Origin of the sequence: Rhizobium sp. GCM10022189 (assembly GCF_042656325.1) — a bacterium.
GTDB lineage: Bacteria > Pseudomonadota > Alphaproteobacteria > Rhizobiales > Rhizobiaceae > Rhizobium.
The window spans coordinates 12,961-35,240 of the sequence record NZ_JBHSOR010000006.1 but is presented as its reverse complement, the minus strand read 5'-3'; the positions used below and the strand labels follow the sequence as shown (position 1 = coordinate 35,240).

The following is a 22,280-nucleotide window of genomic DNA, read 5'->3' as shown; positions in this document are numbered from 1 at the left end:
CCGGCATGTGATCGCTTGCCGCGGAATCGTGATCGGATTCGGATCGCGAATTTTCTTGACAGTTCCTATCTTCTTTTGCACAAAACACGATAGTAAGTGTCATGTTTGGAATGAAGACGTGCTCGTCTGCAGCTGCAACTACATAACCGACAAGGAAATCCGAGACGTTATCAACAATCTTCTCGATGAGGATTGCTGGCAGCTCATCGTGCCCGCGAAGGTCTATCACGCCATGTCCAAGCGTGGCCGCTGCTGTGGTTGCTTCCCCAACGTTGTCGATATCATTATCCAGACAACGGAAGAGTATCACGCTCGTCGCCACTCGACGGAAGCGGAAATATTTGATTTCATGTCCCGCCTCAGAGAATTCCATGAAGAAAACAGGAGAGCGGACATTGAAAGGCGACAAAAAAGTCATCGAGCGGCTTAACGAGGCCCTCTTTCTAGAGCTCGGTGCAGTCAACCAGTACTGGGTCCATTATCGCCTTCTCGAGGATTGGGGTTACACCAAGCTCGCCAAGAAGGAACGCGCCGAATCCATCGAAGAAATGCACCATGCCGACCGCCTGGTCGCGCGTATCATCTTCCTCGAAGGCCACCCCAATCTGCAGACACTCGCGCCGCTGCGCATCGGCCAGAACGTCAAGGAAGTTCTGGAAGCCGATCTTGCCGGCGAGTATGACGCCCGCACCGCTTACAAGAAGTCGCGCGACATCTGTCATGACGCCGGCGATTACGTTTCCATGAAGCTTTTCGAAGAGCTTCTGGCTGACGAAGAAGGCCATATCGACTTCCTCGAAACCCAGATCGACCTGCTCGAGAAGATCGGCGAAGCGAAATACGGCCAGCTCAACGCCGATTCGGCCAACGAGGCCGAATCCGAATAATTCGCCGTCGGCAACCCGTTTCAGCCGGCCGTCCTCTGGGCGGCCGGTTTCGTTTGGGATCTGACGAAGCCCGTCCCGGTGCGCTCAATCGTCCGGGGTGAGGCCGCAGAGGTGGCCGAATTCAGCCACCACGCGCTCGTAAACGGCGCGCTTGAAGGGAACGATAAGGCCGGGCAACGCCTGCATGGGCTTCCATTCCCAGGCGTCGAATTCCGGCTCGTGGCCGCCCGGGGGCGGATTGATGGCAATTTCGCTTTCGTCGCCCTCGAAGCGGAAGGCGAACCAGCGCTGGGTCTGGCCACGGTATTTGCCCTGCAGGCCAATGCCGATCAGCTGCGGCGGCAGGTCGTAATTGATCCAGTCCTTCGCCTCGGCAAGCAGCGTCACCGTCTTGATGCCGGTCTCCTCATAGAGCTCGCGATAGGCTGCCTCCAGCGGATCCTCACCCTTGTCGATGCCGCCTTGCGGCATCTGCCAGAGCTGCGGAGAACCGTCATATTCGCTATTGCCTTCGGAAATGCGCCGCCCGGCCCAGACAAGGCCCGCGCGGTTGAGGATCATCACGCCAACGCAAGGGCGATAGGGCAGGTCTTCGGCTTTTACGGTCGCCTGGCTCATGGTCTTCTCCGCTTTGGGATTCCCCTCAGGGATTCTTGGGGTCGTTGACGAGGGCAGCGACGCCGACGATTTCGATGCCGCGCATGGTTGCTTCCTCGCTCCATTTGGAAATCGCGTCAATGCTCTCGTCGAAAGCCGAGGCGACGCCGATCGCTTGCCCGTTGCGGCGGGCGATGCGCTCCAATTCGTCGAGCTTCTGCAGGATGGCGTTCACGTCGACCTGGCTGTCCAGCTGCAGGTCGGCAAAGGCGTAAGGAAGTTCCGTGCCCTTGGCAATCACGGCCGTCTTGGATTGCGCAGACGTGCCGTCGTCGAGAAAGAGCAGCCCGCGTTTGCCGATATCCCGCATGACAGGCTCCATGGCCTTGGGATCGGAAAGGAACCGCCCGCCCAGATAGTTCATGATGCCGGTATAGTTGGTGATCTCGCCCATCGCCCGGTGCAGGCTTTCGATGTTGCGTGCCACGGGCTTCGAGGTCAGCAGCGTATCCGGTCCCGGGTCGTTCGCCGGGTAGTCGAAGGGCTCCAGCGGCACTTGCAGCAATATTTCATGACCGCCGCGGCGGGCGTCCTGCATCCAGCGCTGCAGGCTGTTGCCGCTGGCGGCAAAGGCGAAGGTGATTTCCTCCGGCAGCTGCTGGATGGCGCGCTGCGTGCCGGTCTGGCTGAGACCAAGGCCGCTGAGGACGATGGCGATGCGGGTGCCGCGCGTGCCGGACCATGGCCGCGCATATTGGTCCATCGGGCGGCGGCCGTCGGGTCCTGTGATCGGCAGCCGGCCGAAGGGTGTCTCTTCGAGCAGGCTGTCGTTGGGGATGGCCGCCATGCGGGGGTCCTGGCCCATCTGCATGGCATCGACGATAACCGGGCCGCTGCCGTCGCGCGGGCGGGGGCTGTATTTGGTAACGACGGAGCCGTCTCCAGTCACCGTGCGTTCCACGTTGGCACCGGAATTCGGTTCCGAGCGCGGAATGCCGTTCGCCGCCTGACTGTCCGACGTTGGCGGTTGCTGGATTGTGTCCGTCGGCGGGGCGGCGGCCGACCTGTCCTGCGATGCCGGAGGTTTCGCCGGCTCCAGACCATCATCGTGAAATGCCGTGTAGAGGGAAAAGCCGCCGATCGCGATGAGGCAGAAGCTCGCGGCAATCTGTCCGATCCGCAATATGCCGGGGCGCTTGCGCGCCGCCTTGCGGCCGCGGCCTAGAGGTGCATGCAGGTCCGTTCCCAATTCCTTGCCCGCTCCAAAACCGGGAAACAGCGGAAAGCCTCAAGGCCGGGCCGTGCCCGGCCTTGAGGAGGATGAATTACTTGGCAACGACGGCCTTTTCCGGGTCCGGCGGGAAGGACGGATCGGTCTTCTTGCCCCGCAGCAGGTCGAGCGCATAGTTCAGCTGCACGTCGTCCTTCGGATCCGGCGGTACGTAGGCAACGGAGCCCGAACCTTCGTCGGTCTCGTTCTGGCCCTTGATATGGCCGCGCAGGGCGGATTCACCCTCCGTCACCATCTTGCCCTGGAGATCGGCCGGAAGGGGCTCTTCCACCTTGATGTCGGGCGTGATGCCGGTGCCCTGGATCGAGCGGCCCGACGGCGTGTAGTAGAGCGCCGTCGTCAGGCGCAGCGCGCCGTTCTCGCCAAGCGGGATGATCGTCTGGACGGAACCCTTGCCGAAGGAGCGCGTGCCGAGAACCGTGGCGCGGCGCAGATCCTGCAAGGCGCCGGCAACGATTTCCGATGCGGAAGCCGAACCGCCGTTGATGAGAACGATCAGCGGCTTGCCATCCGTCAGGTCGCCGGGACCGGCATTGAAGCGGCGGGTCTCATCCGGATTGCGGCCGCGGGTGGAAACCACCTCGCCGCGCTGCAGGAAGGCGTCGGAGACGTTGATCGCCTGATCGAGCAAACCGCCGGGGTTGAGGCGCAGGTCAAGGACAAAACCCTTGAGCTTGTCGGCCGGAACGGCCGCCTTGATCTTGGTGATTGCCTTTTCGAGATCCGGGTAGGTCTTCTCGGTGAAGGAGATGACGCGCAGGTAGCCGACATCATCCTCGACGCGCGACTTGACGGCCTGGACGGCAACGACGTCACGCACGATCGTCAGTTCGATCGGCTTGTCGGCGCCCTTGCGGATGAGCGTCAGCTTGATCGGCGTGTTGACCGCGCCGCGCATCTTCTCGACAGCGTCTTCGAGCTTCAGGCCGCGGACGGACTGGCCGTCGATTTCCGAAATATAGTCGCCGGCCAGAACGCCGGCCTTGGCAGCAGGCGTATCGTCGATCGGGGTGATGACCTTGACGAGCTCGTCTTCCATGGTGACTTCGATACCGAGGCCGCCGAACTCACCCTTGGTCTGGGTGCGCATGTCCTCGGCGTCCTTCGCATTCATGTAGCTGGAATGCGGGTCGAGCGAAGACAGCATGCCGTTGATGGCGCTTTCGATCAGTTTGTCCTCAGCCGGCGGCGTTACGTATTGCGCACGCACACGTTCGAAGACGTCACCAAATACCGACAGCTCCTTATAGGTCGATGCACCCGCCGCCTCCGCAGGCACGCCTGCAGAGTAAATGACGCTCATCGCGGTCGCGCCCATCAGTGCGCCGACCAGAACAAGAGAAGCCCTACGAATCATTGCGTGCCTTTCCAGTGTCTTTGGCGGTCCACCACGGTCGGGAATCGACCGGTTTACCGTCCTTTCGAAACTCAATGTAAAGCGTTGGCCGATCTGTTTCCAGCGCCAATGCGGTTGCGCTTGCCACTCTTTTCGCACCCATCACGGCCAGGGGTTCGCCGGAGAAAACAAATTTTCCCTGACGGGTGCTGATCGTATCCATGCCTGAGAGAACCAGGTGATATCCGTCGCCAGCGTCGAGGATGATCATCTGGCCATAGCTGCGGAAAGCGCCGGCAAAAACCACCAGCCCATCAGCAGGGGCCGTAACCACCGTTTCCGGATTGGTCGCAACCGTCATTCCCATGGCCTCGTGTCCGGTGCCGTCGGCATCTCCGAACTGGCGCAGGATATCGCCCGCCACAGGCAGCTCCAGTTTTGCCTTCAATTCTCCGAAGGGATATGCGGGCGCAATGCGGTTTTTATCGGGCACACCGCTGTCGGCCAGGGCCTTGGCCTGGGCGCGCTGTTCATCGGTCAGGAGCTTGCGATTTTCCTCCGCCTGACGGGCAGCGGCAGCCGCATCGCGCACGGAGGCGATCTCCGTCTCCATCGAGGCGACAAGGCTTTCGAGCGTCGTGGCCTTGCTCGCCAGTTCCTGCGAACGCTGCTTTTCGGCCTCCAGTTCGGCGGCGCTGGAGCGGCTGAGCTTGTCGTTCTCGGCCAGCAGCAGATCCATGCGCTTTTCCTCCTCCAGGCTATTGGCCATGGTGGTGGTCAGGTCTTGCTTCTCCTTGGCGCTTGCCGTCTGCAGCGCCGAGAGATCGGCAAGATCGGCCGCGAGCTTTTCGGTCTCCTTGCGGATGCCGGGCACGACGGCGCCGAGCAGAATGGCGCTGCGGACGGAAGCCAGCGCATCGTCAGGCGTCACGAGAAGGGCGGGCGGCGGATTGCGGCCCATGCGCTGGAGGGCCGCAAGGACTTCGGCAAGAAGGCCGCGCCGCTCATGCAGCGAGCGGCGGATTCCGTCTTCCTTGACGCCCAGTTCGGCAAGCTTCTTCTCGCTGTCGAGAATCCGGCCTTCAAGGGATTTGCGCCGCGCGGCGGAATCGATCAGCGCCTGACGGATGCTTGCCGTGCTCTTTTCCAGATTGGCGATACTGTTCTGAAGCTCGTTCACCTTGTCGGAGGACAGGCTGATCGTCTTTGATAGCTTGTCGAGTTCAGCCCTCGTCTCGTCGCGTTTTCGGGCAAGTTCGGCGGCAGGATCGGGCGGCGGCTGTTCGACGGTTGTCGCCGGCGCGGCCGGTTCGGCCGCGGCTGGCGGAGCATCCTGCGCCCGCGCGGCGAAAGGGTTTCCCGAAATGGCGATGACGGCCGCACCGAGCCCTGCGGCAACGGCCGGCAGAAACAGGCGGGATCGCTTGGTGGCAGCTCTCGTCATGCGTGTCGGGGTTTACTCGTTCAAATCGCCCGGAACCTAAGCTGATTTGGGGCTGTTGACCAGAAAGTTTGAAGGAGAAGAGGCCGCGAGGCAAAACACGGCTGCGTGACCATTTCCGGCTGTATCAGACACGATGGTAGGGGTGGCCGGACAGGATGGTCACGGCGCGATAGAGCTGCTCGGCAATGAGGGTCCGGACGATCTGGTGCGGCCATGTCATCTTGCCGAGGCAGAGCGTCATATCGGCACGGTCGTAAAGGGAAGGATCGAGGCCGTCGGCACCGCCGATGGCGATCGTCAGGTCACGCTTGCCCTGATCGCGATAGGTACCGAGCAGGTTGGCAAAGGCCTCGCTGTCCAGCGCCTTGCCGCGTTCGTCCAGAAGAATGAGGATGCTGCCGTCGGCAAGCGATTTCGAGAGCATGGCGGCTTCCTCGCGCTTGCGGGTCTCCGCATTGGCGGCGCGGCTTTCGGCCACTTCGGCAATACGGGAAAGTTCTAGGCCGACCGCAGGACCGGCCTTCGCAAAACGGTCGAAATAACGGGCCGCAAGATCCTTTTCGGGGCCGGACTTCAGCCGTCCCACCGCAAAAAGACCAATCCGCATTCATCCGCTCCTGCTATGCCGCGCTTTGGAAGCGCAATGTGGACGTACCGGCCAATCGACGAGGATCGGCCCGGTCAGTTACCACGTCTCAGGCGCCGGGCGAATGCCGGGCTGCCTGTCAGTGCAGCGTTTCCTCGTCCATATCCGGAGCCGCCCACATCTTTTCGATGTTGTAGAATTCGCGGATTTCGGGACGGAACACATGCACAATGATGTCACCGGTGTCGATCAGGATCCAGTCGCCGCCCTCCTGACCTTCGACACGGGCCGTACCGAAGCCCTCGTCCTTGAGATCAGTGAGCAGGTGATCGGCGATCGCCATGACATGCCTGTTCGAGCGGCCGGAGACGACAACCATGTAGTCTCCCAGCGCCGATTTTCCGGCAATGTTGATGGTGACGATATCTTCAGCTTTGGAATCCTCGAGGCTAGCGAGGACGGCTTCCAGAGCACGGGCAGCGGCATCGGCGCCACGTTCCGCACCCTTCGGGACAACGGCGAGCGTTTTTCCCTTGGCGTGTACTGTTGTCAGTGCTTTCCCTTTCCTGGAATGACAAACCATGCACAACACAGATCCGGCACAACCGGATCACGGTTAAGATAGGCATCAAACCATTAACGTTTCAAGACGCGGCGCAGCGCGCGGGCGGCCGAAAGTGGCATTTGGCGTCACGAAATCGAGATTTCGACCCTGGGTCGATCGGAAGGTGCTGTGTACAGCGTCTGCGGTCGGGCGTAAAGTGCCGGCGATTCCCGCAAATTTCGACTGATATGACCAAAACAACTGAAAATCCGCTCACGCCCGTCCTGCGAATCACCTTCCCCGATGACGACCGCCTCGGCCACGGCAAGATGGAGCTGCTCGAGCATATCCGCGAGACAGGTTCGATCTCGGCCGCCGGCCGCGCGATGGACATGTCCTATCGCCGGGCCTGGATGCTGGTTGCCGAAATGAACCGCATGTTCAAGGCGCAGGTGGTGGAATCCCAGCGCGGCGGCCAGAAGGGCGGCGGGGCGGCATTGACGCCCTTCGGCGAGGAACTGCTGGCGCGCTTTCGCGATATGGAAAAGACGGTACGCGCCAGCCTTGCCGACGATCTCGCCTGGCTGGAAGACAACCGTAACCTGCAGCCGGGCGACCGGCGCTGATCAGGCTTCCAGCGCCACCGTCTTGATAATGGCGAAGGCAGGCATGCCCGGGCATAATCCCAGGCGCTCGCAGGACAGCGCCGTGATGCGCGACAGCACGGCGTCGCCGGCGCAGTCGAGGCGGATCTCGACGGTCCCATCCGCCGCCGGCGAAACCTGCAGGATGGTTCCTTCCAGAATGTTGAGAGCGCTCAACCCTTCCGGCTTGCGTGTCGCCAGCATCACGTCTCTGGCCGGAATGCGGATGCGCACGGGCCTGCCTACGGCCGGGGCGGCGCCTGGAACATAGAGCCTTCCCGCCTTCAGCAGCACCGTCGAAATGCGATTGGCCGGATCGATGCTTTCGGCCGTGCCTTCCAGCACGGCGCCGGCTTCCTTCCGGTCCTCCGGCAGCAGGGACGAGCGGCTGAGGATTTCCGTTGCAGGGCCTGCGGCTTCCACTTTGCCGCCGCGCATGACCACGACCTGGTTTGCCAGGCGCGCGACCTCGGCGATCGAATGGCTGACATAGACGATCGGAATATCCATCTCGTCCCGCAGGCGTTCGAGATAGGGCAGAATCTCCGCCTTGCGGGCTTCGTCCAGCGCGGCAAGCGGCTCGTCCATCAGCAGCAGGCGCGGCGAAGACAAGAGCGCGCGACCGATGGCGACACGTTGCTTCTCGCCCCCCGACAGTTTTGAAGGGCTGCGGGCCAGCAACTGGCCGATATCCAGCAGATCGACGACGGTGCTGAAATTTTCCGCGCGCGCCGATTTCGGCGCGAACCAGCGGCCGTAGGAGAGATTGGCCCGCACGCTCAGGTGCGGAAAGAGCCGCGCCTCCTGGAAGACGTAGCCGAAACGCCGGCGGTAGCGCGGAACGAAGATGCCTTTTGCCGTGTCCGTCAGCGGTTCGCCATCCAGCAGGACGCGGCCTTCGGTCGGGCGGGTGAGGCCGGCAATGATGCGGATGACGGAGGTCTTGCCGGAGCCGGAACGGCCGAAAAGCGCCGTCACGCCGCGCTCGGAGGTGAAGGCGGCATCGAGGCCGAAGGCGCCGAGGCGGTGTCGTGCTTCGACAATGAGGGTCATTCCGGATCGATCCTCCGACCGGCAAGATAGGCGAGAAATTCGGAAGCAAGCAAGGCGAGCATGGAAATCACGATGGACACGAGGGTAAGCCGCATGGCGCCGGTGTCGCCGCCCGGCACCTGGGTGAAGGTGTAGATGGCGGCCGACAGCGTCTGCGTTTCGCCGGGAATGTTGGAGACGAAGGTGATGGTGGCGCCAAATTCACCCATCGCTTTGGCAAAACACAGGATCATGCCGGCGATGATGCCGGGGATGGTAAGCGGCAGCGTGACCGTCAGAAAGACCCATAGCGGGCTTGCGCCCAGCGTGCCGGCCGCCTCTTCCAGCTTGCGGTCAACGGATTCGATGGAGAGGCGAATGCTGCGCACCATCAGCGGAAAGCCCATGACGGCGCAGGCAAGTGCCGCACCGGTCCAGCGGAAGGAGAGCACGATGCCGAGATATTGATCGAGCAGGCTGCCGATCGGGCCGCGGCGGCCGAAAAGGATGAGAAGGATGAAACCGGTGACGACCGGGGGCAAGATCAGCGGCAGGTGGATGATGCCGTTCAGGACGGACTTGCCCCAGAAGCGCCCGCGGGCAAGCAGCAGGGCGACGAGGATACCGAGCGGCAGGCTTGCCGTCATGGCGACGAAGGAAACACGCAGGCTCAGCAGGATCGCCGTCCACTCTTCATCGCTCAAGCCGAACATATGCAAGCGTCTTCTTTTCAAAAATCAAAATGGTGAAGGCCCGCCGAAGCGAGCCTTCACGCTAAGCTGTCAGCGCCGATTGCGCAATTATTTCAGGATGGTGAAGCCCTGTGCCGTGAAGAAGGGGGCAGCCTTGTCCGATTTCAGAAAATCGAGATAGGCGGCGGCATCCGGGTTCTTGCTCTCGGCGAGAAGCGCGATCGGATAGATGATCGGCGGATGGGAATCGGCCGGGAAGGTGCCGACGATCGCAACGCCCTTATCGGCGGCCGCATCCGTCTGGTAGACGATGCCGTAAGGCGCTTCGCCGCGGGAAACGAGGGCGAGCGCGGCGCGCACGCTTTCGGAATAGGCGACCTTGGGTTCGACCGACTTCCAGACGCCGAGCTTGTCGAGCGCCGTCTGCCCGTATTTGCCGGCCGGAACCGACTTCGGCTCACCCATGGCGAGCTTGCCATCGCCGACCAGCCCCGCCAGATCGAAGCCCTGCTTGATTTCTACCGGCTTCTGCTTGCCGTTTTCCGCCACGAGCACGAGGCGGTTGCCGAGAAGGTTGGAGCGCGTGTCTGCCTTGATCAGTTTCTTGTCGGCGACATAGTCCATCCAGTTGAGGTCGGCGGAAATGAAGACATCGGCAGGGGCGGCATTTTCGATCTGCTTGGCGAGCGCGCCGCTTGCCGCGTAGGAAGCGACGGCTTCCTTGCCGCTTTCCTTGGCCCAGGCGGCATTGGCCGCATCAAGGGCATCCTTCAGGCTTGCGGCGGCGAAGACCGTTACCTTTTCGGCGGCTGCGGCAGGTGCCGAAAGCGCCGCCGCGCCGAGCCAGATGGCCGAAATCGCGGCGGTTGCCAGTTTTATCCAATAGCGGCGGTTCTGCATGATTTTTCGCTCCATGTTTCGAAATATCTAAACGGATATAACGGCGTGTGCGCTTTGGCTAGAGTTATGTTTCATGAAACATAGCGGCCGCGGAGCCCCGGTTTCCCGCGCCGCATCTTCACGCATTCGTGAGGTGCATGGCTTCTGTCAAGCCTAACAGGCGGAAGGCAAAAATGTGGCACTTCCGCTTGCCAAACGGCAAGGAGTTCCAGCCAGCCAGTTCGGATCGATCAATATTTGCTGATTAAACCGGCAACGAATTCGGCCTTGATTTGCGGAGGTCTGCGCTATATGCATTGCTGCATTGCACCTGTATATATTCACCTTCTGAACAAATGTGCTAAAAGATAATCATCCGACGGCTTCTCCTCCTCCCATGGCCGTCCGATAGGATCGACAACACTCCTCCTCCCAGTTGTCGATCAAGTTTTAAGCCCGACGCACCTCCTCCCGCGTCGGGCTTTTCATTTCCCGGAAGTTTTCAGACAATCAGACCTGTTCGGCTGCCTTATGCAGCGCGCCGTCGCGAATGGCTGTCGAACTCAGGGTCGAGCGCGGGCCGTGAATGAAGGTCCAGGCCGGGGCGGGCTTCTTCCAGAGAATACGGGCATCATCTTCGTCGATGCGGGCAAAGGCAAAGGTCTTGGCCATTTTCGAGGAAAGGTAGGAGAGCGTCGAGCCCGGCCGGTCGATAACGGCGATCGGGAAAGTGCGGGCGATATCCTGCCATTTTTGCCAGCGATGGAAATTTTCCAGGCTGTCGGCGCCCATGATCCAGATGAAATGCACATGCGGATTGCGGGCTTTAACGCGGGCGAGCGTATTGGCCGTATAGCTGACGCCGAAGGCCTGTTCGAAGGCGGTCACTTTGATATGCGGATCGGCAGCGATGCTTTCGCTGCGCGCGATACGCTCGGCAAGCGGTGCCAGATGATTGCGGCTCTTCAGCGGATTGCCGGGCGTCACCATCCACCAGAGCTGGTCAAGCCCAAGACGGCGGATGGCGATTTCGGCGACCAGGGCATGTCCCTCGTGCGGCGGATTGAAGGAGCCGCCGAATAGGCCGACGATCATGCCGCGTTCACTATGCGGCATGCGGAGATAACGCCGGTCTAGCTGCTCCGTGGTCACGTCAGGGCCGCGTCTGTCCATTGCCGCGAACGCGGTATTTGAAGGAAGTGAGCTGCTCGACGCCGACGGGGCCGCGCGCATGCATCTTGCCGGTGGCGATACCGATCTCCGCACCCATGCCGAATTCGCCGCCATCGGCAAACTGGGTCGAGGCGTTGTGCAGGAGGATGGCCGAGTCGATCTCCGTGAAGAAACGCTCGACGACAGCAGGATCTTCAGCGAGCACGGCTTCCGTGTGGTTCGACGAATATTTCTGGATATGGTCGATCGCGCCGGAAATGCCGTCGACGACGGCAACGGAAATGATCGCATCCAGATATTCGGTCGACCAGTCTTCCTCGGTCGCGGGCTTCAGGCCGGGTACGACCTCAAGAACGGCTGCCGAGGCACGCACCTCGCAGCCGGCTTTAACCAGAACCTCGATCAGCGGTGCCAGATGCGTGCCCGTTGCGGCGCTATCGACCAGCAGGGTTTCGGCTGCACCGCAGACGCCGGTGCGGCGCATCTTGGCGTTGACGATGATCTTCTTCGCCATATCGAGATCGGCCGACGCATCGACATAGATATGGCAGAGGCCTTCGAGATGGGCAAAAACCGGCACCCGCGCCTCGTTCTGCACGCGGGCGACGAGGCTTTTGCCGCCGCGCGGCACGATGACGTCGATTGCACCGTCAAGGCCGCGCAGCATGGCGCCGACGGCGGCGCGGTCCGTGACGGGTACGAGCTGGATTGCATGTTCCGGCAGGCCGGCAGCCTTCAGGCCTTCGACCATGCAGGCATGGATCGCAGCCGAGGAGCGGCGCGAATCCGAGCCGCAGCGCAGGATGACCGCGTTGCCGGCCTTGAGGCAGAGCGCACCGGCGTCGGCCGTCACGTTCGGCCGGCTTTCGAAGATGACGCCGATGACGCCGAGCGGCGTGCGGGCACGCTCGATCTTCAGGCCGTTCGGACGATCCCAGGACGCAATCACTTCGCCGACAGGATCGGGAAGGGCGGCAATCGCCCGGATGCCCTCGGCCATTTCCGTGACACGCTTGTCGTTCAGCGTCAGGCGGTCGATGAAGGAGGCGAGCATGTCCGTGCCTTCTACATCTTTCAAATCCTTGGCATTTTCCGAAAGAATATGGGCCTTGTTCGCCAGGATGGCGTCGGCCATGGCGCTTAGAGCCATGTTCTTGGAATCGGTGGAAGCAAAGCCCAACGGTCGCGCGGCGGCCTTGGCCTTGCGGCCGATGTCATTCATCAGCACGTCAATGTCAGGGCTTTGCACAACCGCATCAAGCATAACTTGCGTCCTTCTTCTGCCTTTCCGATTTCGAACCGATCTGCGCCGTCATGACCATATCGTCGCGATGGACCATGGCGGCGCGGCCGGGATAACCGAGGATTGCCTCGATCTCGGCCGATTTGCGGCCGGCGATCTGGCGGGCTTCCTCCGCATCGTAGCTGACGAGGCCGCGAGCGATCTCGCGGCCCGAGGGCGCGATGATCGCGACCGTATCGCCCCGGGAAAAATTGCCGGAAATGTTGCGTACGCCAGCGGGCAACAGGCTTTTGCCGGCGCCGAGCGCCGTAACGGCACCTTCGTCGAGATGCAGCGTGCCGGCCGGCTGCAACTGCCCGGCAATCCAGGTCTTGCGGGCGGTCACGGGCGTACCCGAAGGGGCAAACCAGGAGGACCGCGCACCGTTTTCGATGGCCGAAAGCGGGCTTTCCGTCTTGCCCGATGCGATAATCATGGCGCAGCCCGCAGTCGTCGCAATCTTGCCGGCATCGATCTTGGTGCGCATGCCGCCGCGCGAAAGCTCAGAGGCCGCGCCACCGGCCATGGCCTCGATCTCGGGCGTGATTTCGGCAATGGTTTCCAGGAATTGCGCATCGGGATCGAGATGCGGCGGAGCGGTGTAGAGACCGTCGATATCGGAGAGAAGGATCAGCAGGTCGGCGCCGGTCATGGTGGCGACGCGGGCGGCCAGGCGGTCGTTGTCGCCATAGCGGATTTCGCTGGTTGCGACCGTATCGTTCTCGTTGATGATCGGCACGGCGCCGATCTTCAGAAGCTGGTTGATCGTGGCGCGGGCGTTGAGGTAACGGCGGCGCTCCTCGGTATCACCAAGCGTCAGCAGGATCTGGCCGGCAACGGTCTCGTCGCGCGAAAGGCTCTCCGACCAGGCCCGGGCCAGGGCAATCTGGCCGACGGCCGCCGCCGCCTGGCTTTCCTCCAGCTTCAGGGCGCCGGAGGGAAGGTCCAGCACCGAGCGGCCGAGCGCGATGGCACCGGAGGAGACGACGAGAATATCGGCGCCCTTCGACTTCAGCGCGGCGATATCGGCGCACATGGCATCGAGCCAGGCTTTCTTCAGGCCGGTCTTGCGGTCGACCAGCAAGGCAGAGCCGATCTTGATGACGATGCGGCGATAGCGATCCAGCGGCTTTCGGCTATTCATCACTCTCGTCCTCATCGGTGAGGATCATGTCGCGATGGCGCAGCTTCGGCGTCTTGGCCGGTTTTTCCTCGGTATTGGCTTCGACGATGATGTCGCGCAGCGCACGCAGCACGTCGGTCATTCCCTTGCCGGTCACGGCGGAAATCAGAAACGGCGTCTTGCCACAGGCCTTGGCGAGTTCCTTGGCCTTCTTCTTCAGCGTCGCATCATCAACGGTGTCGATCTGGGAGAGCGCAACGATTTCGGGCTTGTCGGCCAGATCCTTGCCATAGGCTTCGAGTTCGTGCTTGACCGTCTTATAGGCCTTGCCGACTTTCTCTTCCTGGGCCGAAACGAGATGCAACAGCACGCGCGTGCGCTCGACATGACCGAGGAAGCGGTCGCCGATGCCGACACCCTCATGCGCGCCCTCGATGAGGCCTGGAATATCGGCAAGGATGAATTCCCGCTCGTCGATGGTCGCAACCCCGAGATTCGGATGCAGGGTCGTGAACGGATAGTTGGCGATCTTCGGCCGGGCGCGGGTGACGGAGGCCAGGAAGGTGGACTTGCCGGCATTCGGCAGGCCGACGAGGCCGGCATCGGCGATCAGCTTCAGATGCAGCCAGATGGTCTTTTCTTCGCCCTCGAGGCCGGGATTGGCCCAGTCCGGCGCCTGATTGACCGAAGACTTGAAATGCGCGTTGCCGAAGCCGCCATTGCCGCCGCGGGCGAGGCAGAAGCGCTGGCCTTCCTCGGTCAGGTCGCAGATCAGGGTCTCCTTGTCCTCCTCGAAGATCTGCGTACCGACCGGAACCTTGAGGGTCACATCATCGCCGTTGGCGCCGGTGCGGTTCTTGCCCATGCCGTGCATGCCGATCTTGGCCTTGAAATGCTGCTGGTAGCGAAAATCGATCAGCGTATTGAGGCCGTTGACGGCCTCCACCCAGACGTCGCCGCCGCGTCCGCCGTCGCCGCCATCCGGGCCGCCGAACTCGATGAATTTCTCGCGGCGGAAGGAAACGCTGCCTGCGCCGCCATCACCCGACCGGATATAGACCTTTGCTTCATCGAGAAATTTCATTTTACTTCCAGTACTCAGTGCGTTTGGGCGACCCCTCTTGGCCCATTCGATATAGGCGGTTCAGGCGGAGGTCAAAGAATATCGTGATTTTTGCGAGCTATAACATACAGTACGGCTTCGGTCTCGACGGCAGATACGATCTGGAGCGTATCGCCAAGGGTCTCGAAGGTGCCGATGTCATCGCCCTGCAAGAGGTGACGAGAGGCTTTGCCCGCAACGGTCATGCCGATATGCCCGGCGCTATCGGGGCTTTGTTTCCCGACCATTTCTGGGTCTATGGACCGGCCTGCGATATTCATGTCGAGGCGGCGCCGGGCCAGATTTCGTTGCCGCGCGGCACTCGCTTCCAGTTTGGCAACATGGTTTTGTCGCGCTGGCCCATCCTGTCGGTGCGAACGCTGCTTCTGCCGCGCAGCCGCACGGTGGACAAGATCAATCTGCAGCGCGGCGCAACGGAAACCGTCATTGCGCTGCCCGATGGCGCTGTCCGCGTCTATTCCATCCATCTCGACCATGTCTCCGGAGACGAGCGCATCGCGCAGCTCCGCTATCTCAACGACCGCATCAATGCCTTCGTTCACGAAGGCGCGTCGCTCACCGGTGGCGCCGAATTCGGGCTTGCCGAGCTGCCGCTGCCGGCAGATTATGTCGTTATGGGCGATTTCAACATGGAGCCGGAATCGCCGGAATACTGCGCCTTTGCCGGATCCGCCGACCGGTTTTACGGCCGCACGGCGCGCATCGGCACGCCTGTCGACGCCTTTGCGGCGCTCGGAGCCTATGGGCCCGAAAGCTACAGCTGGATGGATCCGGACGATCGCGGCAGGCGCATGCATCTCGATTACTGTTTCGTCAGTTGCGGCCTCAAGGACCGGTTGAAATCCGCTTTCATCGATACGGATTGCCAAGGCTCCGATCATTTTCCTCTTCGGGTCGAGATCGGCGATTGAAAGGACGCCGCCGTCGGGCGGCGTCCTTCGATGTCATGCCACTTTTCTCTGCTGCAACGCGCCCGGCTGCAGCACGGTTTCGATATGGGCGACCATCGTGTTGCGGGCGAAAGAATAGATTTCACTGCAGCCGGTCATCCGGAAACCGAGCTTTTCCTGCAGCCGGAGTGATGCAGGATTGTCGGCAAAGACGCCCGAATGAACCGGGACGTCGGGCATGCGCCGCGAGAAACGCTCCAGCGCGGCTTCCGCCGCCTCGCTCATATAGCCGCGCCGCCAGTAGTAGCGGTTCAGCCAGTAACCGAGGTGCCAGCGTCCGTGACGAAGTTCGATCGACACGTTGCCGATATGGACATCGTCGCTGCCCGTTATCGCCAGGCTCCAGTCCGGCAGGGCGCCCGACGTGACCGGGATCAGCCAATCCAGCGCATCCTGCCGGTCGTAGGGCGCAGGAACGCGGGCCAGCATGCGGGTGACTGCGAAATCGGAAAGCGATTCCGCGATCGCCGGAGCGTCGCTCAGCCTGTGCGGACGCAGCGTCAGCCTTGCCGTCGTGATGACCGGCGCGGGGCCGGGCATCATGGGCTTGGTCCTGGGTCTCTGCAGGGTAACGGCACTCATGAGATTGCCCCCCAGCTTCTCAGCGACATCCAGGTCTTGCGGTCGAGCCGGTACCATTCGACCGGCACGTTGCTGCCGAGCGCGAGCGAGGCGGCAAGGCCGGAGCCCTGGAACTGGAAGCCGCACTTCTGGATGACGCGGCGCGAGGCGACGTTCATGACCCGGCAACGCGCGTCGATCTGCTCGACCTGCTGCCTTGTCCTGAACACCATGTCGACGAGCGCATGGCAGGCCTCGGTCATATAACCCTGGTTCCAGTAGGGTTCGCCCAGCCAGTAGCCGATCTCGACGGTCTTCTCGTCGGTGTGCGGCTCTACGCCGCAGCAACCCATGAAGGCACCGTTCTCCGCCTTGGTGATGGCATAGACGCACTTACCAATCTCGCCATTTCGCGTACGCCAAACAAAGTCGGCGGCATCATTGGCGGTATAGGGGTGCGGCATACGCGATACCATGGTGGCGACTTTGGCGTTGTTGGCGAGATGGGCAAGGGCGTCAATGTCTTCCTCGTGGGGCGCGCGCATGACGAGCCGTTCCGATAACAAGACAGGGCAATCGGTCCTTAACCGCTCCGGCCTCAGCCGTTCCATGGAAGACCGCTGGTCTTCCCGGGATGACCGTGATTGGTCAACCCTTATCAATTCGCCTTGCATGTTCAGTCCTCCTGTTTGGACAAAGAAAAAGGGGAGATGGCGCCCCATCTCCCCTGTTTTCTGGACTGAACCTGGTACGGTCAGCCGGGTCGATGAGACGCCGGCTGTTTTTGAGCGCTACCGGCTTATTCCGCTGCTTCCGCTTTCGGCATTACAGACACGTACACGCGACCATTGGCCTTCGTTCGGTAGTCCACATTGCCAGCCGTAAGCGCAAAAAGAGTGTGATCCTTGCCGAGGCCGACATTGGCGCCCGGATGCCACTGGGTTCCGCGCTGGCGAACGATGATGTTGCCAGCCACGACGTTCTCGCCGCCGAACTTCTTCACGCCGAGGCGCTTGGATTCGGAATCGCGACCGTTGCGCGAGGAACCGCCAGCTTTTTTATGTGCCATTGGAGTTCTCCTTTAAACCTGAAACCCGTTGATCTTACTTGGCAGCCACGATGTCCGTGATGCGGACAACCGTGTGATGCTGGCGATGGCCGCGCGAACGCTTCGAGTTCTGACGACGACGCTTCTTGAAGGCGATGACCTTCTTGCCGCGGGTCTGGTCGACGACTTCCGCCTTGACGGAGGCGCCGGCTACGAAGGGCGCACCGATCGCCGCGTCGGCGCCTTCGCCGATCACGAGGACTTCGGTGAATTCAATGGAGTCGCCAGCGGAGGCTTCAAGCTTCTCGATGGTCAGCACGTCGTTGGCCGCCACGCGATACTGCTTACCGCCGGTCTTGATGACTGCGAACATTATTTTATCCTTTCATGTTCGATCCAGCTCTCCCCGCAAAGTGCGGGTGGCTGTCTTTTTATCAGTCGAAGTTAAGCAGGGATTTCAGGGAACTGGCCCGGAACTCTGGTCTGCCGGTGAAACCCCGCGCGAGCGCGAGGCGGGCAAGGGGCGGACTACTCCACTCCTATTGCTGAGGCGGGATACGCGAGTGACAGAAAAGTGTCAAGGCAAAAGGATGGAAAAGCTTGAGATTTCGGCTTGCCAGTCTGTCATTTGCTCGTTATGAGAACGCCCGCGCCGAACAAGCGCCGACCAAGACCGCGGAGAGGTGGCAGAGTGGTCGAATGCACCGCACTCGAAATGCGGCATACCTGCAAGGGTATCGTGGGTTCAAATCCCACCCTCTCCGCCATTTTCTCAATTGTCCGACCCGGAGACATAGGTAACAGTTTGTTCCTAAGACATCGGTGACAACCTGTTCGGCACGAGGTTCTGACCCATGTTTCCGGCGCAAAACGTCACCTATCTCTCAGGTCGGGTGTGATCACCCGCCAAGTCTGCTGAGAATAACGTACCTGACGCTTCTGTTGCCGTAGCGGAGATCGCAATCGTGGAGCGGCTTGCCCTTTGCCTACGCCATTGAACGGTGCCATCGCCGGCGACAGAATCGTCGCGCATCTACTAGGCGCGTGGCACGGGTTCGGCCGCCATATCCATGCCGCCGGCAACCGATTGCGGAAGAAGGCGCCAGGAGAAAGTCAGGGTCCGAAAGGTTCATCTGTCTTCTGCCTGCACAGGATGCATAGGCAGTTTTTCAGCGCTCTATAGGAATTGTCGGATTCAATAGCTGTCATCTCACTTTCTGACATTTCTCACACGACGTATAAAAAACCTATGCATCCTATGCAGAGAGCCATTTGAAAGTCCCTCATCAGGGCGGGAACAGTGGTTGGCTGCCACGATGGATATCCGGTTCGGCGAGAGCAGCCGCGATTAAGGGCCGGCGGACGTTACCGTCCTTTTAACTATAGTTGCCGAAAACTACTCTCTCCGATGCAATTTATCCTGCAAAGCTACAGTCGGCAGTAACGACTCCTAAAGTCCCGGCTGGCACCTTTATTCGCATTGATATTGCGTGAGCCTTTTGACCGCTGGGGTTTTACAATGAGTCGTAATCGGGATGATTGGGTCAGCCAGCGGGCATATGCCATCTGGGAAGAGGAAGGAAGGCCGCATGGCCGGGGCGAGAGCCACTGGGCGCAGGCACTGAGGGAATTCGAGCAGCTCGAAGCCACCAAGGCTTCCGCAGACGGAAGCGACCTTATCGAGAAGCTGAAGGCTGCCGGCCGGCTGATGCGGGCTTATGACGAGGCCGAAACACAGGACATCAGGCGCGGCCGGCGCAAAGCCGCGAGCCGTTAGGACGGCAACGCGAGCCTTGCGAGTTATGGTCAGGCCGCCGCCCGTCGGGTCGGCGGCTTTTGCGCCTTCAGGCCAGTCTGTCCGCAAGCGTGATGTGGACGTTCTTCAATTCCGAATATTCGTCGAAGCCGTGGCGGCCGAGTTCGCGGCCGATGCCGCTCTGCTTGTAACCGCCGATCGGCATTTGCGGCGTGCCGTCGCCCATGCCGTTGATCCAGGTACGGCCGGCCTTGATGCGGCGGATCGCCTGCAAGGCGGTCGAAAGATTGTTCGACCAGACACAGGCTGAAAGGCCGAAAGGCGTATCGTTGGCAAGCCGGATTGCCTCCTCCGGATCCTTGAAGCGGAAAGTGGAGAGAACCGGGCCGAAGATTTCCTCGCGGGCGATCGACATATCCGGCCTGACGCCGGTAAAAATCGTGGGTGCAAAGAAGGCGCCGCCTTCGCCGAGAACCGTGCCGCCGGTATAGACCTCGGCGCCATCGGCTTTGCCTTCGGCCACATAGCCGGCGACCTTTTCCAGATGGGCCTTGTGGATCAGCGAGCCGACGATGCTGGAATTGTCGAGCGGATCCCCGGTGACGATCTTTGCCGCCAGCGCCGCCACCTTCTCCAGAAGCCTGTCGGCGACGGAGTCGTGGACGATCAGGCGGCTTCCGGCAATGCAGGCCTGGCCGGAGCAATGGAAGGCGCCGCCGGAGATCTTTGCCGCGGCTGCGTCGAGATCGGCATCGGCGAAGACCACCTGCGGGCCTTTGCCGCCGAGTTCGAGGCCGACCCTTTTGATGTTCTCGCCGGCAATCGCGCCGATGATGCGGCCGACGCGCTGCGAGCCGGTGAACGTCACCATATCGACATCGGGATGTTGTGCGAAAATCTGGCCGACATCGGCACCGTAGCCGGTCACGACATTCAGCACGCCATCCGGCAGGCCGGCCTCGCGGGCAAGTTCGGCAAGCCGGACGGTCGAGCCCGAGGTGAATTCGCTGGGCTTGATGACGACGGTGCAGCCGGCGCCGATCGCCCAGGGGATGCGCTCGGAACCGATCAGAAGCGGAAAATTCCAGGGCGTGATGATGCCGACGACGCCGGCCGGTTCGCGCAATACGAGGCCGAGCGTATTGGCGCCCATGTCGTTGTGCGTTTCGCCTTCCAGCCCCTGTGCGTGACCGGCGGCATAGTGCCAGAGCGTTGCGGAAAATCCCATTTCGCCGCGCGCCTGGCTGATTGCCTTGCCGACCTCCAGTGCCTCGATCGTGGCAAGCTCTTCCAGATTGGCTTCGATGAGATCGCCGACGCGGCGCATGATGCGGGCGCGTTCGCCGCCGGTCATTTTCGGCCAGGGGCCGTTGTCGAAGGCGTTGCGCGCAGCGGCGATCGCAGCCTCGGCATCGGCGCGCGAACCCTTCGGAATCGTGCCGACGATATGGTCGGGATGGGCGGGGCTTTCGCGGGCGATCGTCTCTCCCGACCGGGCGGCGACACTCTTGCCGCCGATCAGCATGGAATAGCGGCGATCCTGCAGAAGACGCGGATCGTCAAGGCGCGGCGCGATGAAACGATACTGGACGGTCATGACATTGTCCTTGCGGCTGCTGGTTTGGCTATTGGCGGGCGGCCCAGCTCAGGCCGCGCCGGAGAATGAGGGGCATGTAGGGATGGCTGAATTCGGCGGCGACATGGCCGAGGGCCGAATAGAAAATACGGCCCTCGCCGAAATGCCGCTTGAAGACGACCGGCATCGCCACATTACGCGCGGCAGGATCGTACTGGCCGGTGAAAGTGGTCGTGGCGAGGATTTCGACCGAAGGATCGTAGTGCAGGTAATATTGTTCCGAGCGGTAGTCGAAATCCGGAATGCCTTCCATCAGCGGATCGTCCTGCCGGGTGATCGCCACGCGGAAGTCGATGATATTGCCGGGATGGGCGACCCAGGTGACGCCGGAGACGTAGCGGAAGGGAGCGCTTTCCTTGAAGGAGGTCGCAAGGCAGCCATGATGGCCGCCAAGGCCCAGGCCGCCGCGCACGGCACCGACGAGGGCATCGGCATGCGGCTTTTCCAGTTTCTCGCCGGTGATGACAGGCACCAGGAGATCGGCCCTGGCAAGTTGCGGGGAGGCGAAAATGCCGAGATCGTTCGTGATCTCAACTGCAAAACCGTCCTCACGCAGCAACTCGCCGACGATATTGGCGCAGGGTTCCGGCTCGTGGCCCGGCCAGCCGCCCCAAACGATGATCGCCTTCTTCATATTTCCTCCTCTAGGCCTGGTGCAGCAGGCCCTCGACGGTAACACTATGGCGCAGCGGCGCTCCCGCCAGATAGCGCTCGATCTCTTCGACCACGAGGCGGCCAAGGCGATGACGCTCGCTGCCGATGGCGCCGGCAATATGCGGCGTCATCAGCACATTCTCCAACGTATAAAGCGGCGAAGCGGCCGGCGGCGTTTCGGGCTCCGTCACGTCGAGAATTGCCCAAAGCCGGCCGCTGACAAGCTCGGCTTCCAGGGCCGCGCCATCGACAATGCCGCCGCGGGCCGTATTGATCAGCGTCGCACCGTCCGGCATGCGGGCGAGCATTCCGGCATCGATCATGCCGCGGGTGGAGGCAAGCAACGGCGCATGGATGGAAACCGTGTCGCAGCTCTCCATCAGCTCCTCGAGCGAAACGAGCGTTGCTCCGATCCTTCGAGCCTCGCCCACATCCATCAGCGGGTCGTGCAGCAGGATGTCGACGTTGAAGGGGCGCAAAAGCTCGATGACGCGCCGGCCGATGCGCGAAGCGCCGACGATGCCGACGCGCTTTGCCCAATTGCCGGCTTTGCCGTCATAGTGCTGGGAAACATTGACGAAGCTGCGCTGGCGCGAATAATCCCGGCCAAAGCGGAAGACCTGCTTGTTGGCAAAGAGGATGGCGGCAAGCGTGAATTCGGCGACCGGAATGGCATTGGCATCGGCGGCGTTGGTCACGAGGATACCCCGTCTAAAAACCTCCGGCGCGATGAAATGCTTCACCGAACCGGCCGCATGGGCAATCAGCCGCAGCGCCGGTGCGGCGTCCAGGACTGCCGCGTCGATCATCGGGCAGCCCCAGCCGGTGACGAGGATCTCTACTTCGGAAAGAGCCCGTTTGGCTTCAGCCGTGGTGAAATCGCGGATGGGCAGATCGGTGACAATACGGCAGGAGGGGCTCAGCCGGCCGGCATCAGAAGCGTCGAAGAGCTTGTCCACGCCAAAGGGGCCGAAGGCGAAAGCAAGTGCCGGGCGGGCTTTCTGCGCGATCAAAGCATCCTGAAGCAATTGCATTCTCCCTT

Annotated in this window: 25 protein-coding genes and 1 tRNA gene; 6 read left to right on the top strand and 20 right to left on the bottom strand. The window is 61.7% G+C overall.

Annotation, left to right across the window (positions count from 1 at the left end; translation table 11 throughout):
• Window positions 1-31: 31 nt before the first annotated feature.
• Together ACFPWW_RS06875 and bfr are read left to right on the top strand one after the other, a co-directional pair.
• A complete protein-coding gene (locus tag ACFPWW_RS06875) occupies window positions 32-430 on the top strand; it encodes a (2Fe-2S)-binding protein (RefSeq protein WP_112562686.1) in 399 nt (132 codons plus the stop codon).
• Window positions 396-887, top strand: a complete 492-nt coding sequence (gene bfr, locus ACFPWW_RS06870; protein WP_162702937.1) for a bacterioferritin — start codon at window positions 396-398, stop codon at window positions 885-887. The genes ACFPWW_RS06875 and bfr overlap by 35 nt, the downstream gene beginning before the upstream one ends.
• A gap of 84 nt (window positions 888-971) precedes the next feature.
• Here bfr and ACFPWW_RS06865 read toward each other — a convergent pair whose 3' ends face one another.
• From ACFPWW_RS06865 to rsfS, 6 genes are all read right to left on the bottom strand, one after another.
• Window positions 972-1,505 (bottom strand): RNA pyrophosphohydrolase, encoded by a 534-nt coding sequence (locus ACFPWW_RS06865; RefSeq protein ID WP_112756005.1) that lies wholly within the window; start codon window positions 1,503-1,505, stop codon window positions 972-974.
• 25 nt (window positions 1,506-1,530) lie between these two features.
• Window positions 1,531-2,733 carry a divergent polysaccharide deacetylase family protein gene (locus tag ACFPWW_RS06860; protein ID WP_112562478.1) on the bottom strand — a complete coding sequence of 401 codons (1,203 nt, stop codon included), beginning with the start codon at window positions 2,731-2,733 and terminating at the stop codon, window positions 1,531-1,533.
• Between the two features lie 76 nt (window positions 2,734-2,809).
• The gene (locus ACFPWW_RS06855) at window positions 2,810-4,132 is read right to left on the bottom strand and encodes a S41 family peptidase (protein WP_112562476.1); all 1,323 of its coding nucleotides are present in this window, start codon (window positions 4,130-4,132) and stop codon (window positions 2,810-2,812) included.
• The gene (locus ACFPWW_RS06850) at window positions 4,122-5,525 is read right to left on the bottom strand and encodes a murein hydrolase activator EnvC family protein (RefSeq protein ID WP_377311239.1); all 1,404 of its coding nucleotides are present in this window, start codon (window positions 5,523-5,525) and stop codon (window positions 4,122-4,124) included. Before ACFPWW_RS06850 ends, ACFPWW_RS06855 begins: the two co-directional genes overlap by 11 nt.
• A 154-nt stretch (window positions 5,526-5,679) precedes the next feature.
• Complete coding sequence (gene rlmH / locus ACFPWW_RS06845; RefSeq protein ID WP_113413189.1) at window positions 5,680-6,162, bottom strand: 23S rRNA (pseudouridine(1915)-N(3))-methyltransferase RlmH; 483 nt, start codon at window positions 6,160-6,162, stop codon at window positions 5,680-5,682.
• Between the two features lie 118 nt (window positions 6,163-6,280).
• Window positions 6,281-6,724 (bottom strand): ribosome silencing factor, encoded by a 444-nt coding sequence (gene rsfS, locus ACFPWW_RS06840; RefSeq protein ID WP_112562472.1) that lies wholly within the window; start codon window positions 6,722-6,724, stop codon window positions 6,281-6,283.
• A gap of 209 nt (window positions 6,725-6,933) precedes the next feature.
• Between rsfS and ACFPWW_RS06835 the strand changes: the two genes are divergently transcribed.
• The gene (locus ACFPWW_RS06835; protein ID WP_112562470.1) at window positions 6,934-7,311 is read left to right on the top strand and encodes a winged helix-turn-helix domain-containing protein; all 378 of its coding nucleotides are present in this window, start codon (window positions 6,934-6,936) and stop codon (window positions 7,309-7,311) included.
• On the opposite strand, the gene modC is transcribed toward ACFPWW_RS06835, so the two are convergent.
• From modC to obgE, 7 genes are all read right to left on the bottom strand, one after another.
• Window positions 7,312-8,382 carry a molybdenum ABC transporter ATP-binding protein gene (gene modC, locus ACFPWW_RS06830; protein ID WP_377311145.1) on the bottom strand — a complete coding sequence of 357 codons (1,071 nt, stop codon included), beginning with the start codon at window positions 8,380-8,382 and terminating at the stop codon, window positions 7,312-7,314.
• Complete coding sequence (modB, locus tag ACFPWW_RS06825) at window positions 8,379-9,080, bottom strand: molybdate ABC transporter permease subunit (protein WP_112562465.1); 702 nt, start codon at window positions 9,078-9,080, stop codon at window positions 8,379-8,381. The genes modC and modB overlap by 4 nt, the downstream gene beginning before the upstream one ends.
• An 81-nt stretch (window positions 9,081-9,161) precedes the next feature.
• The gene (gene modA, locus ACFPWW_RS06820; protein WP_377311142.1) at window positions 9,162-9,953 is read right to left on the bottom strand and encodes a molybdate ABC transporter substrate-binding protein; all 792 of its coding nucleotides are present in this window, start codon (window positions 9,951-9,953) and stop codon (window positions 9,162-9,164) included.
• Between the two features lie 489 nt (window positions 9,954-10,442).
• On the bottom strand, window positions 10,443-11,048 hold the full coding sequence (locus ACFPWW_RS06815) for a nicotinate-nucleotide adenylyltransferase (protein WP_377311140.1): 606 nt from the start codon (window positions 11,046-11,048) through the stop codon (window positions 10,443-10,445).
• Between the two features lie 37 nt (window positions 11,049-11,085).
• Complete coding sequence (locus tag ACFPWW_RS06810) at window positions 11,086-12,369, bottom strand: glutamate-5-semialdehyde dehydrogenase (RefSeq protein ID WP_112562459.1); 1,284 nt, start codon at window positions 12,367-12,369, stop codon at window positions 11,086-11,088.
• Entirely contained in the window at window positions 12,362-13,531 is a 1,170-nt protein-coding gene (gene proB, locus ACFPWW_RS06805; RefSeq protein WP_112562457.1) for a glutamate 5-kinase, read from the bottom strand. The genes ACFPWW_RS06810 and proB overlap by 8 nt, the downstream gene beginning before the upstream one ends.
• A complete protein-coding gene (gene obgE, locus ACFPWW_RS06800) occupies window positions 13,524-14,594 on the bottom strand; it encodes a GTPase ObgE (RefSeq protein WP_112562455.1) in 1,071 nt (356 codons plus the stop codon). Before obgE ends, proB begins: the two co-directional genes overlap by 8 nt.
• 83 nt (window positions 14,595-14,677) lie before the next feature.
• Between obgE and ACFPWW_RS06795 the strand changes: the two genes are divergently transcribed.
• Window positions 14,678-15,544 (top strand): endonuclease/exonuclease/phosphatase family protein, encoded by an 867-nt coding sequence (locus tag ACFPWW_RS06795; protein WP_377311136.1) that lies wholly within the window; start codon window positions 14,678-14,680, stop codon window positions 15,542-15,544.
• Window positions 15,545-15,577: 33 nt separating this feature from the next.
• Here the strand turns inward: ACFPWW_RS06795 and ACFPWW_RS06790 are convergent, their stop codons facing one another.
• The 4 genes from ACFPWW_RS06790 to rplU all read right to left on the bottom strand — a co-directional run bounded on the left by ACFPWW_RS06790 (window position 15,578) and on the right by rplU (window position 17,565).
• A complete protein-coding gene (locus ACFPWW_RS06790; RefSeq protein ID WP_112562451.1) occupies window positions 15,578-16,165 on the bottom strand; it encodes a GNAT family N-acetyltransferase in 588 nt (195 codons plus the stop codon).
• On the bottom strand, window positions 16,162-16,818 hold the full coding sequence (locus ACFPWW_RS06785) for a GNAT family N-acetyltransferase (RefSeq protein WP_112544911.1): 657 nt from the start codon (window positions 16,816-16,818) through the stop codon (window positions 16,162-16,164). The genes ACFPWW_RS06790 and ACFPWW_RS06785 overlap by 4 nt, the downstream gene beginning before the upstream one ends.
• 125 nt (window positions 16,819-16,943) lie before the next feature.
• Window positions 16,944-17,213, bottom strand: coding sequence for a 50S ribosomal protein L27 (gene rpmA, locus ACFPWW_RS06780; protein ID WP_112562449.1), 270 nt, complete (start codon window positions 17,211-17,213; stop codon window positions 16,944-16,946).
• 34 nt (window positions 17,214-17,247) lie between these two features.
• Complete coding sequence (gene rplU, locus ACFPWW_RS06775) at window positions 17,248-17,565, bottom strand: 50S ribosomal protein L21 (RefSeq protein ID WP_007824851.1); 318 nt, start codon at window positions 17,563-17,565, stop codon at window positions 17,248-17,250.
• 304 nt (window positions 17,566-17,869) lie between these two features.
• Between rplU and ACFPWW_RS06770 the strand changes: the two genes are divergently transcribed.
• Both ACFPWW_RS06770 and ACFPWW_RS06765 read left to right on the top strand, forming a co-directional pair.
• Window positions 17,870-17,959 (top strand) — tRNA-Ser (locus ACFPWW_RS06770).
• A 752-nt stretch (window positions 17,960-18,711) separates the two neighbouring features.
• Window positions 18,712-18,969, top strand: coding sequence for a DUF2934 domain-containing protein (locus tag ACFPWW_RS06765; RefSeq protein ID WP_377311127.1), 258 nt, complete (start codon window positions 18,712-18,714; stop codon window positions 18,967-18,969).
• 67 nt (window positions 18,970-19,036) lie between these two features.
• Here ACFPWW_RS06765 and ACFPWW_RS06760 read toward each other — a convergent pair whose 3' ends face one another.
• Genes ACFPWW_RS06760 through ACFPWW_RS06750 form a run of 3 tightly spaced genes read right to left on the bottom strand, consistent with a single transcriptional unit; the run spans window position 19,037 to window position 22,266 of the window.
• A complete protein-coding gene (locus ACFPWW_RS06760; protein WP_377311125.1) occupies window positions 19,037-20,545 on the bottom strand; it encodes an aldehyde dehydrogenase family protein in 1,509 nt (502 codons plus the stop codon).
• Between the two features lie 28 nt (window positions 20,546-20,573).
• The gene (locus ACFPWW_RS06755) at window positions 20,574-21,218 is read right to left on the bottom strand and encodes a ThuA domain-containing protein (RefSeq protein ID WP_377311122.1); all 645 of its coding nucleotides are present in this window, start codon (window positions 21,216-21,218) and stop codon (window positions 20,574-20,576) included.
• 10 nt (window positions 21,219-21,228) lie between these two features.
• Window positions 21,229-22,266: a hydroxyacid dehydrogenase gene (locus tag ACFPWW_RS06750; protein ID WP_377311119.1), complete on the bottom strand. Its 1,038-nt coding sequence runs from the start codon at window positions 22,264-22,266 to the stop codon at window positions 21,229-21,231.
• Between the last annotated feature and the right edge of the window lie 14 nt (window positions 22,267-22,280).